Genomic DNA, 14,543 nt, shown 5'->3' with positions numbered 1-14,543 from the left:
CCCATCCCGCCAAACGGATCTGCGATGTATTTAAAAGTGCACCACACCCCGAATGCCGGAGATGTGGTGGCAGTCTGCGACCGTGAACTGCTGAACACGACCCTGCGCCGCGGCGACGTGGAGATCTGCATCACCGAAGGGTTCTACGGCAGAGAGACCGCCACCGAGGAGGAAGTCCGGAGCGCTCTCAAGGGAGCAGCGAACGTCAATCTTATGGGGAAGCGTGTCGTAGCAATCGCCATCGACATGGGGCTGGTCAGTGCGGAGAACTGCATCATGATCGGCGACGTTCCCCATGCCCAGATATTCAGGATCTAACAGCATGGACATCCAGAAGACAATCTGCCCCCGATGCGGGGAGCCGACCGAGGAGGGGCTCTGCCCGCGGTGCCGGGTGGCCGAGACCGAGTGGATCCTCTGCGAACCGAGGGTCACCGCCGTCTACTGCCCGACCTGCGATGCCCAGAAACGGGGCAGGACCTGGTCGGACGTCCACGCCGAGCGGAGCGAGATCATCTCCGAGCTTGCGGTCTCGGCAGTCCGCCTCCACGAGGACGTCAAAGGGGTTCATATCACCGTCGGTTCCGAAGACCCGACCCCGAACCGGACCTACGCGACGGTCGAGATCGACGCGACCCTCTACACCCTGCCGGTCAACGCCCTCTGCCGGGTGGAGATCGTCTGGCAGCGGGAGCAGTGCGACCGGTGCAGCCGGATCAGCGGCGGCTACTACGAGGGGATCGTGCAGATCCGGGCGACGGGCAGGAAGCCGAACGCCTACGAGCGGGAGGTTGCGGCGAGCATCGCCTACCAGGCCGAGGAGAACCTCCAGGAGGGCGGCGAGCGGCTCTCGTTCGTCTCCAGCATCGACGAGACCCGGGACGGGATCGATATCGTCGTCGGGTCGCAGCACATCGGCCAGGTGATCTCCCAGATGATCACCGGAGCCCTCGGCGGAAAATATACCACCCACCCGAAGCTGGTCGGCGAGAAGGACGGAAAGGCGCTCTACCGGGTCACCTACTCGATCCGCCTCCCCTACTACCAGAAAGGCGACGTCGTCGCCAGCAAAAACCGTTACTACGAGATCCGGAACGTCGATTCGCCGCACCTGTCGGTCTTCGACCTTGCGGCCGGAGTGGGGCGGACACTGCAGGAGGCCGAGATCGACCGGAAGATCGGGAACGTGCGGGAGGCGGAGGAGGCGCTCGTCGCCTTCACCCAGGGGAACCTGATCGGCCTCCTCGACCCGAAGACCTACGACACCCGGGAGGTCAACGTCGTCCCCTGGCTCTTCCCGGCGGAGGGGGCGCCGCTCCGGGTCCTCCGCGACGAGGAGACCGAGCAGCTGGTCATCGTCGGGTGAGCATGAGAGCGCGAAAGGTTCCGCAGGAGGCACTGGCAGGGCTTCGGGACGCCGACTGGGTCGACCGCTCGCGCCGGCCCTACGTCCGGGATGGCGTCGCCTGGGTGCCGGTGCGGGAGGGGTATCCGGCGGATGGCGATCTCCCGGAGCGGGCGCTCTATACCGGCCGGGGCTACCACCTGATCGGCGAGATCGCCGTCCTCCACGGCCCGGCGCCGACCGAGGCCGAACTCGCCGCGATTATCGCCCACTGCCGGCCCCGCGGGGTCATCCGGGTGGCGGGGCTCGCGGGCGAAAAGAGGATCCCAAAGATCGAGGTGCTCTCCGGCACCGTCGGCGAGACCGTCCACCGCGAGCAGGGCTACACCTTTCACCTCAACCCCGCAGTCGTGATGTTTGCGCAGGGCAACCGCACCGAGAAGGTCCGGATGGCCGCCCTGGTACGCCCCGGTGAGCGGGTCGCAGACATGTTCGCCGGGATCGGCTACTTCACCGTCCCGGCGGCATGCAGCGGCGCGGAGGTGCATGCGATGGAACTGAACCGGGCAGCATTTGAATATCTGGAGCGCAATAGTATAGAAAACCATGTGGAAGGCCGCGTGCGGGCGGAGCACGGCGACTGCCGCAACCTCCTCGCCGGGTACTACGACCGGGTGATCATGGGGCACTTCGACGCCCCGGGTTTTCTCCCGGCGGCGCTCGCCCACGTGCGCAGGGGAAGCGTCCTGCACGTCCACAGCATCGGGCCGGCCGAGACCGAGATCCGGCGGCACCTGCAGGACGCGGGACGTGCCGGGACGATAACCGTCCACCGGGTGAAGAAGTACGCGCCCCGCGCCTGGCACATGGTGCAGGATGTGACGATCTCGTGACGATACCGCAGACCCTTGAGGGAAAGACAATCATACTCGCGGTGACCGGGAGCATCGCGGCCGTTGAGACGGTGAAATGCGCCCACGCCCTGCGCCGCCGGGGCGCCGTCGTGCAGGCGGTGCTGAGCGAGGCCGCCGCCGGAATCATCAGCCCGGAGGCGCTCACCTACGCCACCGGCCGCCCCGCGATCACGCGCTGCACCGGCCTTGTGGAGCACGTCGTCTACTGCGGCGAGGGCGGCGAGGCCGACCTGCTGCTGATCGCGCCCTGCACCGCGAACACCATCGGCAAGATCGCCTGCGGGATCGACGACACGGCCGTTACCACCTTCGCGACCACGGCGCTCGGCCGCGGAATGCCGGTGGTCCTGGTGCCGGCGATGCACGAGAGCATGTACCGCCACCCGGCGGTCGCCGGGAATCTGGAGCGGCTGAAGAACTGGGGGATCGATATCGTCGACCCGCGGATCGAGGAGGGGAAGGCGAAGATCGCCGAGACCGACCGGATCGTCCTCGCCGCCGAGCGGGCGCTGTCAGGAAAACCGCTCGCGGGCCGGAAGGTGCTGATCACGAGCGGCGCCTGCGCCGAGCCGGTCGACGACGTCCGGGTGCTCACCACCCGGTCGACCGGGATGATGGGGCGTGCCCTCGCCCGCGAGGCCTATCGCCTGGGGGCGGAGGTGACGGTGGTGCACAGCGGCTCTGCTCCGGCCGTCCGGAACATCCCGGTATCGACCGCCGCGGAGATGCGCGAGGCGGTGCTCCGGCAGTGCCACGAGGAGGGAGTCGACATCTACATCAGCGCGGCGGCGATCTCCGACTACGCGCCCGAGCGCCGGGAGGGGAAGATCCCGAGCGGCGAGGCGCAAAATATCCGGCTCAATCCGCTCCCGAAGCTCCTCGACGCGGTGATCAGAGCCTGCCGGCCGGTCACGGTCGCCTTCAAACTCGGATGGGACGCCGAGGAGCAGGCAGCGGCCATGCTCGGGAAGGGGGCGGCGATGGTCGTCGCCAACACGCCGCCGGCGATGGGCGCGGCGGAGGGCTCGTTCGTCCTGGTGACGAAGGACGGCCGGGAACCGGTCACAGGGAGCAAAGAGGAGGTGGCGGCGGCCATATGGGCGCGACTGCGGTAGCCTTCTGCCCGGGGCACATCTCCGGCTATTTCCGGCGGATCGAGGGGGAGACATACGCGGCAACCGGGAGCATCGGCGCCGGAATCGTCGTCCACGAGGGCGTCCGCGCCGAGGCGGCGTGTGCGGATGCCACCCGGGTAACGGTACTCCGAAGAGACCGGTCCGGCGCCGTCATCGAGACGATGACCGGCTCGCCCCCGATCGAGTACGTCCTCGAAAGGCTCGGGGTGACGGCGGCGATCACCACCGCGTGCCGGCTTCCCATCGGCGCCGGGTTCGGGATGAGCGCAGCGGCGCTCCTCGCTGCAACCACGGCGGTGAACAGCGCCTGCGACCTCGCCCTCTCCGCCGACGAGGTGGCGGCGCTCGCCCACGAGGCTGAGGTCGTCCACCGGACCGGCCTCGGCGACGTCGCCGCCTGCCGGGGCGGGGGGATCGTCTGCCGGAAGGGGCCAGGGATCCACGCCGAGATCGTCCGGCTCATCGACCCGGAGGCCGGGATCGCCGCGGTGACGCTCCGCCCGCTCTCCACGGCGTCGGTCCTCGCCTCGCCGGAGAGGATGCAGGCGATCGCGGCCGCATTCCCGGAGGGCTGTCCGGGATCGCTTGAGGAGTTCTGCAGGCTCTCGCGCCGGTTCGCGGAGAAGAGCGGGCTCGTCTCGCCCGACGTCCGGGCGGTCCTCGACGCCTGCGACCGGCAGGGAGTTCCGGCGAGCATGACCATGCTCGGCAACGGTGTCTTCGCCTGCGGCGACGGGGCGGACGAGGCCCTCGCGCCCTTCGGCGAGATCTACCGCCTGCGGTGCGCCGAACGCGGCGTCCGCCTCCTGGAGGAAGGAAGATGATACCGGAAGACCACCCGCGCTACCGCTCCCTGGCAGCCCGGGAACGGCTTGCCGATGCCGCCCGGGAAGGGATCGTCGCCCTGGAAGGCCTGACCGCCCACGGCCGGGGCGAGGCGTTCGACTACCTGATCGGCGAGCGGACGACCGAGAGCGCGCTCCTCGCTGCCCGGACCGCCGCGGCTCTCCTCACCACCGCACACTGCCCGGTCATCTCGGTGAACGGGAACACCGCCGCTCTCGCCGCAGGAGAGATCGCGGACCTGCAGAAGGCGTCCGGCGCCCTCGTCGAGGTGAACCTCTTCCACCGGACCGAGACGCGTATCCACCGGATCACCGCGCTTCTCGAGGAGCACGGGGTCAACGTGCTGGCCGGCCGGGCGGAGCGGCTCGTCCCGCTCTCGCACGACCGGGCGCTCTGCCTCCCGGACGGCATCGGCAGCGCCGACGTGGTGCTCGTGCCGCTCGAGGACGGCGACCGCTGCGCGGCGCTCCGGGCGATGGGCAAGCAGGTGATCACCATCGATATAAACCCGCTCTCCCGGACGGCGCGGACGGCGACGCTCACCATCGTCGACGAACTGACCCGTGCGCTCCCGAACATCACCACCGCCTGCGCCGGCCTCGATTCCGCTGCCGCCGCAGACCTCATCGGCTCGCTGGACAATACCTATCTTCTCCGGGCGGCAATAACTGAGATACAGAAGAGGCTCGAGCATGCTCTGGATTGAAAAATACCGGCCGAAGGACTGCAGTGATATCGTCGGCCAGGAGCAGGTGATCCGCCACCTCGTCTCCTTCGCCCGCTCCGGGTCGGTCCCGCACCTGCTGCTCTGCGGGCCGCACGGCACCGGCAAGAGCGCGAGCGTCGAGTGTTTTGCGAACGTTCTCTACGGCGAGGACTGGCGGGAGAACACCAGCATCTTCAACGCCGCGGAGCTCTTCAGCATGGGCAAGACCTATCTCGAGGCGGACGAGCGGTTCGCGCATATCTTCCGGAAAGACCAGAGCCTGATCACCAACATCAAGCAGATCATCCGGTGGTATGTTTCGATGCGTCCGCTGAACGCCGAGTTCAAACTGATGGTCTTTGAGGACGCGCAGGCGCTCACCTTCGAGGCGCAGCAGGCGCTCCGCCGGATCATGGAGCGCTACAGCACCACCTGCCGGTTCGTCTTCGTCACCACCAACCCCTCGGCGATCATCCCGGCGATCGCCTCCCGGTGCCTGCCGCTCTCCTACCTCCCGATCGAGACCGATATCATCCGCTCCTGCCTGGAGAAGATCCTCGCGCAGGAAGGCGCAGGCGACCGGGTGCAGCCCGACGACCGCGACCTGATCGCCCACGCGGCGCAGGGCGACCTCCGCAAAGCCATCCTGTATCTGCAGGTCGCGGCGGAGTCGGGCCGGGAGATCGATCTTGCCGAGATCTCCGGTTCCGAGATCGAGACCGTGACCGGCTCCGCCTTCGCGGCGCTGCGAAAGGGGGACTACGACACCGCCCGGAGGATCGCCGAATCAATGATGATCGACTACGGCCTCTCCGGGCGCGAGGTCGTCCGGGAGCTGCGGGCGGCGGCAAAACGGGAGTACAACCACCCCGGGATCGCGATCGAGCTCGCCCGGGCGGACCACCGGCTCGGCCACGCCGCAAATGAGTTCGTGCAGATAGACGCACTGCTCGCAGACATTATCAGGAGGGGATTCGGTGAAGAAAGTTCAGCAGCACTATGACGACGTCGCCGAGATCTACGACGACCGCTACGACCGCGACCAGGGGCGCTACTACCACGCGCACATCCGGGAGCAGATAGCCTCCCGGCTCCCGAAGGGCGGGTTCCTCCTCGACCTCGGGTGCGGGACCGGCCTCTTTATCCGCCAGTACGTCGCCGACGGGGGCAGGGCGATCGGCCTTGATATCAGCCCGAAGATGGTCGCGAAAGGGAAGGAGCGCTACCGGCAGAGCGAGTTCGTCGTCGGCACCGCCGACGTGCTGCCGTTCTGCGACGGGACGTTCGACGCGGCCGCAAGCCTCCTCGCCTTCAGTTACGTCCCCCGCCCCGCGGCTATGCTGGACGAGGTCTACCGGATCCTGCGCCCCGGCGGGTCGCTCGCCCTCTGCACGCTCGGGCACAATGTCTTCACGAGCGCCGTCCCGTTCATCTACCAGGTCGGGGAGAAGGTGGGCTTAAAGAAGGTCGGCGTCGGCGACTTCGACGAGCATTACTATAACGAGGCGGAGATCTGCGATCTGTTAGAGAGCGCCGGGTTCGTCGACATCTCCACGAAACGCTGCTCGTTCGCCCACCTCGCGCTCCGCGGCCCGGTATTCAAGGCTGCAAGGCTGGTGGAGCCGTTCGTCGAGGAGAAGATCCCGTACCTGGCCTATAATCTCTGCGCTTCTGCAAAAAAGCCGGAGCGTTAGGAGGAGTACTCCTTCCGGAGCCGCTCGAGGATCCGCTCTTTCTTTGCGAGCGCCGCAGTCGCCGCCCGCTCGACCCCGGTTTTCATCTCCTCGAAATCACGCTTCTCCTCATCCACGACCTTCTTCACCGGGGTATAGGCCGACTCACGGAACCGGGGCGTGAAGTCGTGGATCTCGCCGCCGATGGAGAGGACCGACTCGGGCGTTCCCTCCTCCACGTAGCCGATCTCGCGCATCCGCACGCCCGCCGCCTCGACCACCCGGACGATCGCCGGCGCAGCCTCGCGGGGCGCGACGACGAGCAGGGCGTCGAGCGAGACGCCCAGGTAGTCTATCTCGAGAGCATCGAGCATTGCGAGCACCTGCGGCTGGACGAGGGTGCGCAGATCGTCCTCGACGACGACGATCCGGCAGCCCGCGGTCTCGGCCATCTCGTAGGCGTCGCCGCGCAGCCCGCCGTTGGTGACGTCGGTCATGGCGTGGATTGCGGGAAGGATATCGGCCGCGATCAGCGCCTCGGCGGCCTTGAGGAAGTGGAGGTTGATCGTCTCTTCGACGACCTCGGGGAACCCGGAGTAGATGGCGGCGGTGGCGATGGTGCCCCCGCCCGCGCCCTCGGTCATGAGGAGGACGTCGCCGGGCCGGATCTGTTTCCGGGCGGTGAGGTGGTCGGTGACCCCGACCGCGCCGACGCAGCCGGTCAGCCGGTTCCCGAGCACCATGTCGCCGCCGATCCGGAGCGTCGAGCCGGTGACGAGCGGGACGCCCATCGCCTCGCCGACGGCGCTGACGCCTGCGGTGTAGTCGAAGATCTTCGCCACATCGCCGTCGTCGGCGACGTGGATATCGGAGAGGAGGGCGATCGGCCGCGCTCCCATGACGTAGACGTCCCGGAGGGTCGCCCGGGTGACGTGAAAGCCCGCGAGGAACGGGAAGTCGGAGAGGCGGGAGTGCATCCCGTCGACGGTGGTGATGATATAGGTGCCCCCTGCCCGGACGGCGCCGGCGTCGTCCATCTCGTCGACGCCGACGGCCGCATCGGTGCTGCCGATGATCCGGGCGAGCTCCCTGTGCGCGAAGAAGTCGCCGGAGCCGCGGGAGCCGACGCCGAACTCGCCCATCGTCGATCCCGAGGGTTCGAATTCGTAGAGGTCGCCGGAGAGGCCAGTGGAGTTCTTCACCTCGGCGAGAACGGCGCGGGCGAACGACTCAGCATACGACGCGGATACGCGGCAGCACTTCACGTCCAGGATCTCGCCCTGCATCAGCCGCACGATCTCGTCGTCGGGGGTGCCGGCGGCAAGGTGCCGGCGGCCAAATTCTTCTACGTCCATTGATTAAGAGGTCGGTGCGGGAGCATGATAAAAGCGCCGTCCGGCCGGGCGGAAAGGTTCTTGCCGGGGAGCGCCAACGCATGAAGCATGAGCGGATCGCAGATGATCGCGGCCTGCAGTATCGCCGGGTCGGACTCGGGCGGCGGGGCGGGCATCCAGGCGGACCTCAAGACGTTCACGGCGATCGGAGTCTTTGGGCTGACGGTGATCACCGCCGTCACCGCCCAGAACACCCGGGAGGTGCGGGGGAGCTGGACGCTGCCGGCGGAGGCGGTCGCCGCACAGCTTGCCGCCGTCCGGGACGATTTTGCGATCGGCGCCTTCAAGACCGGGATGCTCGGCACCGCCGCGATCATCCGGACGGTTGCTGAGAGTTTACCCGCCGGGGTGCCGGTGGTCGTCGACCCGGTGATGGTCTCGACCTCGGGCCACCGCCTCCTCGCCGGGGACGCCGTCGCCGACCTCGTCGGGCTGCTGATCCCCCGCGCCGAGATCGTCACGCCGAACATCCCGGAGGCGGAGGTGCTGGCAGGGATGCGGATCGCGTCGCCCGAGGATATGGCGGAGGCGGGCCGGAGGATACGGGACCTCGGCGCCGGCGCCGTCGTAGTGAAGGGCGGCCACCTTGCGGGCGAGCGGGCGGTCGACGTCCTGGTGGACGCGGCCGGCGTCCGGCAGTTCTCGGGGCGGATGTACCCCTATTCGGTGCACGGCTCCGGCTGCTGCTTCGCCGCGGCGCTGGCGGCATATCGTGCCCGCGGCCTTGGCGTCCGGGAGGCGGCGGCCGCTGCGCGGGCGTTTGTGGAGGCGGCGATCGCGTCGGCCGCGGGTGCGCCGGGGGGATCGAGGATCGTCAACCCCGGCGGCACCCTCTTGTATCCCGATACGGGATGAGAGGGGCGCTTCGGGAGATCTACACGATCTTGCACCCGGGAGCAATACTGCACCAACGCAGGGTACGGCTCAAACGTCCGACATTTAATTCTAAAAACCGGATAAGTGTTTGATTTACCTTCTATAGAAAAACGAAATGGTTATATCGATGTTTTTGCAACTATATGTCAAATGGATGATATTGACGGTGCGATACTCCGGGAACTGCAGCGGGACGGGCGGATGTCCATGGCAGAGCTCGGCTCCCAGCTCGGCATCGCACCATCAACGGTCTTTAAGCGGATCGAGAAACTGAAGAACGCCGGGATCATCGAGCGGTTTACGATCGTCATCAATCAGAAGTGCTTCGAGCACACGCTCATCGCTTTTCTGAACGTCCGGGTGACGCCTGAGAAGAAGACAGACGTCGAAGCCTTCATGATGGAGCTGCCGAGCGTCCTCGAGCTTTATGAGGTGCTGGAGCCGGGAGACTTCTTCGTCAAGGTGCGGGTGCAGAGCATCACCGAACTGAAGCGCGAGGTGCTCATCCCGCTCTCGGGGCTTGCAGGCGTCCGGGACATCCAGACGATCATCGCCGTCCGGAAGGTCAAGGAACAGGTTCAGAACGGTTAGGGGGCAAGATACAGGTATGGAGATCGAACAGATTCAACAGATGCTCGCGGTCGTCTCGTTTCTGCTGGGCGGGCTGCTGATCGGCATCATCTACAACGCCTACCGGATCGTCAGGCAGCAGACCCTGCTCTACTTCATCTACGGGCTGTTCACGCTGATCGTCGGTATTGCGTTCGCCGATCTCGTGAGCATATTCACGCCGGACGCGTTCGTCGTCCTCTGGGCGACGGTCTTTTCGCGGCTGGTGGTGATCATCGGCCTCGGCGTGATGGCCTACGGCGTACTGAGAGGGTGAGATGCGGACAGGAGTTTCGTTTGCAAAGGACTGGCAGCTGATCAAGCTCGCCCGCTCCATTCGGCGCCACACGGTCGCGACCCCGATCCTCCGGCGGCTTCTCGACCGGGGGACGATGGAACTCTCGCGCGACATCGCATCGCTCGCCCACGACCTCGGCGCCGAGGACGGTGCGGCGCTGCGGGACCACGCGAGCGAGCGGATGGAGCCTGCGACCCTGATGGAGGGGATCCTCCTGATGTGGGGGATCGCATCGGAGCTCGAGGACCTGGACGACGGCACGCGGCTGACGGTGATCACGGCGAACACCACGGCCCTTGCGGACGCCTTTGCAGACGAACGGATCGCCATCCCCTACCTGAAGGGCTACGTCGGCGCAATCGCCCCCGACGCATCCTTCCGGGAGAGCGAGGGCGGGTTTACCATCGATTTTTCCCTGCCCGGGTAGGGCGGTAGAGCGCGTGCCCGCGGGGCGGGACTGCAGCGGGGCGGCACGCCCGCAGGGGCGGCCGCAGGCGGGTTCAACGAACATTGTTTCGCGAACCCCCTTTCATTCGTTAAAACAACCCTTTTCCCATTATCTCAACGGAGCGTCAGCAAATTTATTCGGCATGTTTTAATAGAATAAAAGGATATTTCATGAGTGCCGGAAGATCGGTATAAAATCTTTCCGACAAAAACCGTAGCGCAATAAATATATATTTTCGAAAATCAGTCGTTATTGTCAAGAGAACGCCCGATGCCGGGCGGAAGACACAGAAGGTGATTAAACCATGAACTTCAGAGAGAATGAAGATGCAGTCTCACCGGTTATCGGTGTGATCTTAATGGTCGCCATCACGGTGATCCTCGCCGCGGTCATCGCGGCGTTTGTGTTCGGGATGGCTGGGAATGTTGAAACAACAAAGAGTGTTGCTGCTACGGCGAAACAACAGGGTTCTACAAACATCATCGTTACATATCAGGGTGGGCCCGATTCGGATGATCTAACAGGCCTTAGAATATCTGCTGGCACAACCGCTACAGAAAGTACAACGAGTGTTCCTTCAGTAGGGACTTCATGGACACTTGCAGGCGGTACAACCGATAAAGATCATGTTGTTGTAACGGCAACATTCTCTGACGGGAGCCAACAGGTAATTCTCGACACCTACGTATAAGTAACCAAACTCCTCTCTTTTTAAAGATAAGACGCCAAATTCACTAATCCTTTAAACCAGCAAATTTGGAGCGAACATGCCTCTAGAGCCTCATTCAAAATTATATCGTGAAATGTGGCAATCCATATCCCATCTTCTGAACGAAAACTATATCTACATCTTCTTATTTGCGGCGAGCCTTTTTGGAATAATTACAATATCAGCTCCCAACCTGCTGATTAACGATTCATGGATCACGGTCAACCAGCTCCATCAGCTCGCCGAAGGCCATCAGGTAACATTTAGTGAAGGGAAATACGGTGCCTTCTATAACAGAACTCCATTCACCTATTTTGAAGTACGAAACAATGTGCTCATGTATTCGCTCATGCTCCCGATTACCGCACTGCCATCACTTGTCGGGATCTCGCTGTGGGGCGACTTCTTCGGGTATGCAGTCATAGCACTCTGGACATGTCTCGGAATATTCGTCATCAATGGAATGCAGCGCCTGTATATTCAGTACTCGTCAAACGAGAAGCTCCGACATTTCAGGATCTTGAAGATCTTCGCAATGATTCTGATCTTCGCCCTGTTCTTCTACAACCTTTTCCTCTTTAATCCCGAGCGCTGGCTGCCGGGCACTGCTCCACTCGAGACGGCGGCCGTCATCTTCACGAACCATCTGTTATTTGCCTCATTCGCTGTGATCACATTTACAACATATAAGGATATTTTTGAGCGAACTTCCGCTGTACTTCTCTGCACCGCCGCCACCATCTGCTGCTCTTCCTGGATTGTCTGGGCTGGAGCGGGAAAAGATCATATGCTGGTCGGAACGCTCGTTGCACTCCTTGTGCTGCTCATGGTTCGCCACATAAAGAACGGAAAGGACACATACCTGTATGCTGCATTTCTCATGTCCGGCCTTGTGGTGTGGGCGAGACCCGACGTAGGCCTTGCCACAACGGCAGCGCTCCTCATCTGGACAGGATATAACTACTTCACCACACAGACGGAAAGGAAGCAGTCACAGTCAGCCGCATATCTGCTCTCACCGCTCTTTACAGCAGTGGGCGCTCTGCCGTTTTTTGTGAATAATATTATCACAACTGGCCAACCCCTGGTTCCGGTGTACTTTCTGAAATTCTCTCTCGACAGCGAGAACGTAATCGAAACTGGCGGTGCCGGACAGGTGAGCGATGCCATGCTGGACACCGTAATGCACAGTTATGTTCCTGGAGCGCTCCCGACGGATGCAATCCATTCCATAACCGCCTTCCTGCAGAACGCGGCAGGGATCTTTTTCGATCCCGCGTCAGGTAGCATGGGACTGCTCGGAGCAGATCCGCTCATCTTGCTCGGCATCGTGCTGGCAGCCTATCTCTTGGCAACAAGGACTACAGCATTCTCACCATCGGAGAGGAACATCATCATATTCACAACAATTCTGATCCTCTGCACGCTTCTGGTATTCACCTACAGATTCAGCGGATTAAATCACAGTCACGGAATTGTCCCCGATATGCGATACCTCTCCCCGCTGTATATTCCTGGGTCGTTCTTCGGCCTTCTTATGCTCAAACCAATACTCACAGCAGAATCATTCGCCCGCCGTACGCTGAAGAGTATGCTATGCCTCTTCCCGGTACTCCTGCCCGTGCTCCTCCTGCCGGTCATCCTGCAACCCATCGAGAGAATGCTGGATATCGATACCAGCTACTTCACAAAACTTGTAATTATGGCCGCATCAGCAGTTATCATAACGGCTATTCTGGCGTATCGAAGAAGAATACCGGTTAGCTGGCTTTCGATCCCGCTTGCCATACTGCTTCTTCTCCCGTTGATCTGGCAGATCGATATGGTGATTTATTTCGGTTGCCGCCGATTTTATGAATATGAATTCTGGATTCCATTCACCAATCATCTTTATGAAGGGCTATGTTTCTTCCTCTATGGTTCTGGTTGACAGGATCACACTCTCGGAATTAATTCTATTCACACCATTTTGCGCGGTACCCGGAAAATCCGCATAGAACAGATACCCAATAAAAATTACCAGTGGGACACCGAAAGGAATTGAAAGCCCTGAAGAACCATAAAAGAGAAGCCCGTACTGCACAATGCACGAGAACAGGAAAAGTGCTCCTGAACCCATAATGAAAAAACCAGACATCCGTGCCAGATGAGAGTGTTCATCTTCCTGATCGGAAAACAGAAGGATGAGTGAAGTAACTATAATGAGAGCTCCGATAACCCAGATGCTATATGCTATTGCTGTCTTCCCGGTAACAATCCCACCGATAACATACTCCGCATCCCGGACAATCGTGATGAAGTTGTCGCCCATGTAGGTCTTCTGGTAGCGAAAGAAGAAACTCTGGATCCCAAAACCGCTCGAATCTCCAATAAGGTAGAAATTAATCGGCGCAAACAGAGAGAAGACAAGTAACAAAAAAGAACGGATACACGATACCATTGCAAAGCCCCTTCAGCGAAGTATTTATACAGTGATCATAACTACTTCTGATCCTTGATTAGAAAAAGACATCACATCTGCACATCCAGCACGACCTGACTCCTCCCATCGACGAACGACACCACGACCATAACTCGCTCCTGCGTATTCGGCTGACCGTGCGGATTGATCGCCGACGAACCGACCGCGGTATCGAGGTTCACCGACTGACCGAGCGACGGATCGCCGACGTAACAGGTGATCAGCGTCGTCGCATCGATATCCGACCCGCCGTGGTTGGTGAAGACAACATCGGTTCCCATCCGCTCCGCCGTCACGACGACATGCCTCGCATCTTCGAGGTCCGTGCCGATGTAGAATGTGGTCGCGGCGACGACTGTGGCAAGGATCATGGTGATGGCGACCATCAGGATCACCCCGATGACCGGCGAGACAGCATCCTCCGGGGCTCGTATAGAGGCCATATCTAATGAAGCATTACCGGTTCTCGCATAAATAGCCGGCACATTGCAAACGGCGATGAAATGAACCGTATATGTAAAATTTCAAACGTTAAACATATTTTCCAGGAGCCTGAATAAAAATAACAATCGTTTCCGGGCGGCACTTCCAAGCCATCGGTCGTGGACGGGCACACACCACCCGGCGATGGCCTCTCACCTGAAAAACCCAATCGTAGCACGGGAAAGAATCCAGCTCCTATATAACGGTTCGAGAAAATGTCTGTATCAGGAAAGGTCATGACCAGATCAGGTATGCACGACACCGCCGTCTCCGAAGTCATCAGCACCGTGCTCATGGTCGCCATCACCGTCATCATCGCGGCGATCATCGCCTCGCTCATCTTCGGGCTTGCGTGGATACCGGGGTTCGGGGCGACGGCCGTCACCGCCGAGCGGTCGGGGACAGACATCACCTTCACGAACCACGGCGGCGCCGGGTTCGACGAGATCCAGGAGATTACGTGCTGGGTCGGCGGGACGACGCCCGGGGTTCACCACAACGTCACCCTCGGTACCGAACCCGGCTCCACCGCCGTCAACACCTATGGAACCGCCGGCCCCGACCGGGTCGTCGTCGTCGGGAGGTTCTACGACGGGACCGAGCAGGTGCTCCTCGACAGAACGATCTGATCTATCGGCCGGCATA

18 protein-coding genes are annotated in these 14,543 nt (G+C 62.1%); 15 read left to right on the top strand and 3 right to left on the bottom strand.

What is annotated here, in order from left to right:
• The first annotated feature begins 24 nt into the window (after positions 1-24).
• The 8 genes from FGU65_RS01430 to FGU65_RS01395 are packed head-to-tail and all read left to right on the top strand — an operon-like array spanning position 25 to position 6,641.
• Positions 25-318: a DUF424 domain-containing protein gene (locus FGU65_RS01430; protein WP_301662613.1), complete on the top strand. Its 294-nt coding sequence runs from the start codon at positions 25-27 to the stop codon at positions 316-318.
• A 4-nt stretch (positions 319-322) separates the two neighbouring features.
• The gene (locus tag FGU65_RS01425; protein WP_301662612.1) at positions 323-1,366 is read left to right on the top strand and encodes a 60S ribosomal export protein NMD3; all 1,044 of its coding nucleotides are present in this window, start codon (positions 323-325) and stop codon (positions 1,364-1,366) included.
• A gap of 2 nt (positions 1,367-1,368) precedes the next feature.
• Complete coding sequence (locus FGU65_RS01420; protein WP_301662611.1) at positions 1,369-2,238, top strand: class I SAM-dependent methyltransferase; 870 nt, start codon at positions 1,369-1,371, stop codon at positions 2,236-2,238.
• Positions 2,235-3,374 carry a bifunctional phosphopantothenoylcysteine decarboxylase/phosphopantothenate--cysteine ligase CoaBC gene (gene coaBC, locus FGU65_RS01415; protein WP_301662610.1) on the top strand — a complete coding sequence of 380 codons (1,140 nt, stop codon included), beginning with the start codon at positions 2,235-2,237 and terminating at the stop codon, positions 3,372-3,374. The genes FGU65_RS01420 and coaBC overlap by 4 nt, the downstream gene beginning before the upstream one ends.
• Complete coding sequence (locus tag FGU65_RS01410; protein ID WP_301662609.1) at positions 3,356-4,219, top strand: pantoate kinase; 864 nt, start codon at positions 3,356-3,358, stop codon at positions 4,217-4,219. The genes coaBC and FGU65_RS01410 overlap by 19 nt, the downstream gene beginning before the upstream one ends.
• On the top strand, positions 4,216-4,947 hold the full coding sequence (locus FGU65_RS01405) for a 4-phosphopantoate--beta-alanine ligase (protein ID WP_301662608.1): 732 nt from the start codon (positions 4,216-4,218) through the stop codon (positions 4,945-4,947). Before FGU65_RS01410 ends, FGU65_RS01405 begins: the two co-directional genes overlap by 4 nt.
• Positions 4,934-5,950 carry a DNA polymerase III delta subunit-related protein gene (locus FGU65_RS01400; protein WP_301662607.1) on the top strand — a complete coding sequence of 339 codons (1,017 nt, stop codon included), beginning with the start codon at positions 4,934-4,936 and terminating at the stop codon, positions 5,948-5,950. The genes FGU65_RS01405 and FGU65_RS01400 overlap by 14 nt, the downstream gene beginning before the upstream one ends.
• Positions 5,925-6,641: a class I SAM-dependent methyltransferase gene (locus FGU65_RS01395; protein ID WP_301662606.1), complete on the top strand. Its 717-nt coding sequence runs from the start codon at positions 5,925-5,927 to the stop codon at positions 6,639-6,641. The genes FGU65_RS01400 and FGU65_RS01395 overlap by 26 nt, the downstream gene beginning before the upstream one ends.
• Here the strand turns inward: FGU65_RS01395 and FGU65_RS01390 are convergent.
• A complete protein-coding gene (locus FGU65_RS01390) occupies positions 6,638-7,975 on the bottom strand; it encodes an AIR synthase-related protein (RefSeq protein ID WP_301662605.1) in 1,338 nt (445 codons plus the stop codon). The genes FGU65_RS01395 and FGU65_RS01390 overlap by 4 nt on opposite strands.
• 87 nt (positions 7,976-8,062) lie before the next feature.
• Between FGU65_RS01390 and thiD the strand changes: the two genes are divergently transcribed.
• The 6 genes from thiD (at position 8,063) to FGU65_RS01360 (ending at position 12,884) form a co-directional block, all read left to right on the top strand.
• A complete protein-coding gene (thiD, locus tag FGU65_RS01385) occupies positions 8,063-8,869 on the top strand; it encodes a bifunctional hydroxymethylpyrimidine kinase/phosphomethylpyrimidine kinase (protein ID WP_301662604.1) in 807 nt (268 codons plus the stop codon).
• Between the two features lie 171 nt (positions 8,870-9,040).
• Positions 9,041-9,481 carry an Lrp/AsnC family transcriptional regulator gene (locus FGU65_RS01380; protein WP_301662603.1) on the top strand — a complete coding sequence of 147 codons (441 nt, stop codon included), beginning with the start codon at positions 9,041-9,043 and terminating at the stop codon, positions 9,479-9,481.
• A gap of 16 nt (positions 9,482-9,497) precedes the next feature.
• A complete protein-coding gene (locus FGU65_RS01375) occupies positions 9,498-9,776 on the top strand; it encodes a hypothetical protein (RefSeq protein ID WP_301662602.1) in 279 nt (92 codons plus the stop codon).
• Position 9,777: 1 nt separating this feature from the next.
• Complete coding sequence (locus FGU65_RS01370; protein ID WP_301662601.1) at positions 9,778-10,224, top strand: hypothetical protein; 447 nt, start codon at positions 9,778-9,780, stop codon at positions 10,222-10,224.
• Between the two features lie 325 nt (positions 10,225-10,549).
• The gene (locus FGU65_RS01365) at positions 10,550-10,936 is read left to right on the top strand and encodes a type IV pilin domain-containing protein (protein ID WP_301662600.1); all 387 of its coding nucleotides are present in this window, start codon (positions 10,550-10,552) and stop codon (positions 10,934-10,936) included.
• Between the two features lie 112 nt (positions 10,937-11,048).
• Complete coding sequence (locus FGU65_RS01360) at positions 11,049-12,884, top strand: hypothetical protein (protein ID WP_301662599.1); 1,836 nt, start codon at positions 11,049-11,051, stop codon at positions 12,882-12,884.
• Here the strand turns inward: FGU65_RS01360 and FGU65_RS01355 are convergent.
• Positions 12,855-13,265 carry a hypothetical protein gene (locus FGU65_RS01355; RefSeq protein ID WP_301662598.1) on the bottom strand — a complete coding sequence of 137 codons (411 nt, stop codon included), beginning with the start codon at positions 13,263-13,265 and terminating at the stop codon, positions 12,855-12,857. The two genes, FGU65_RS01360 and FGU65_RS01355, sit on opposite strands and share 30 nt — an antisense overlap.
• A 200-nt stretch (positions 13,266-13,465) precedes the next feature.
• Positions 13,466-13,858 carry a type IV pilin domain-containing protein gene (locus tag FGU65_RS01350; RefSeq protein ID WP_301662597.1) on the bottom strand — a complete coding sequence of 131 codons (393 nt, stop codon included), beginning with the start codon at positions 13,856-13,858 and terminating at the stop codon, positions 13,466-13,468.
• Positions 13,859-14,134: 276 nt separating this feature from the next.
• Between FGU65_RS01350 and FGU65_RS01345 the strand changes: the two genes are divergently transcribed.
• Complete coding sequence (locus tag FGU65_RS01345; RefSeq protein ID WP_301662596.1) at positions 14,135-14,527, top strand: type IV pilin domain-containing protein; 393 nt, start codon at positions 14,135-14,137, stop codon at positions 14,525-14,527.
• Positions 14,528-14,543: the final 16 nt, after the last annotated feature.

Source organism: Methanoculleus frigidifontis, from assembly GCF_030464345.1.
GTDB classification, from domain to species: Archaea; Halobacteriota; Methanomicrobia; order Methanomicrobiales; family Methanoculleaceae; genus Methanoculleus_A; species Methanoculleus_A frigidifontis.
This window is presented reverse-complemented; position numbering and strand designations above follow the sequence as displayed.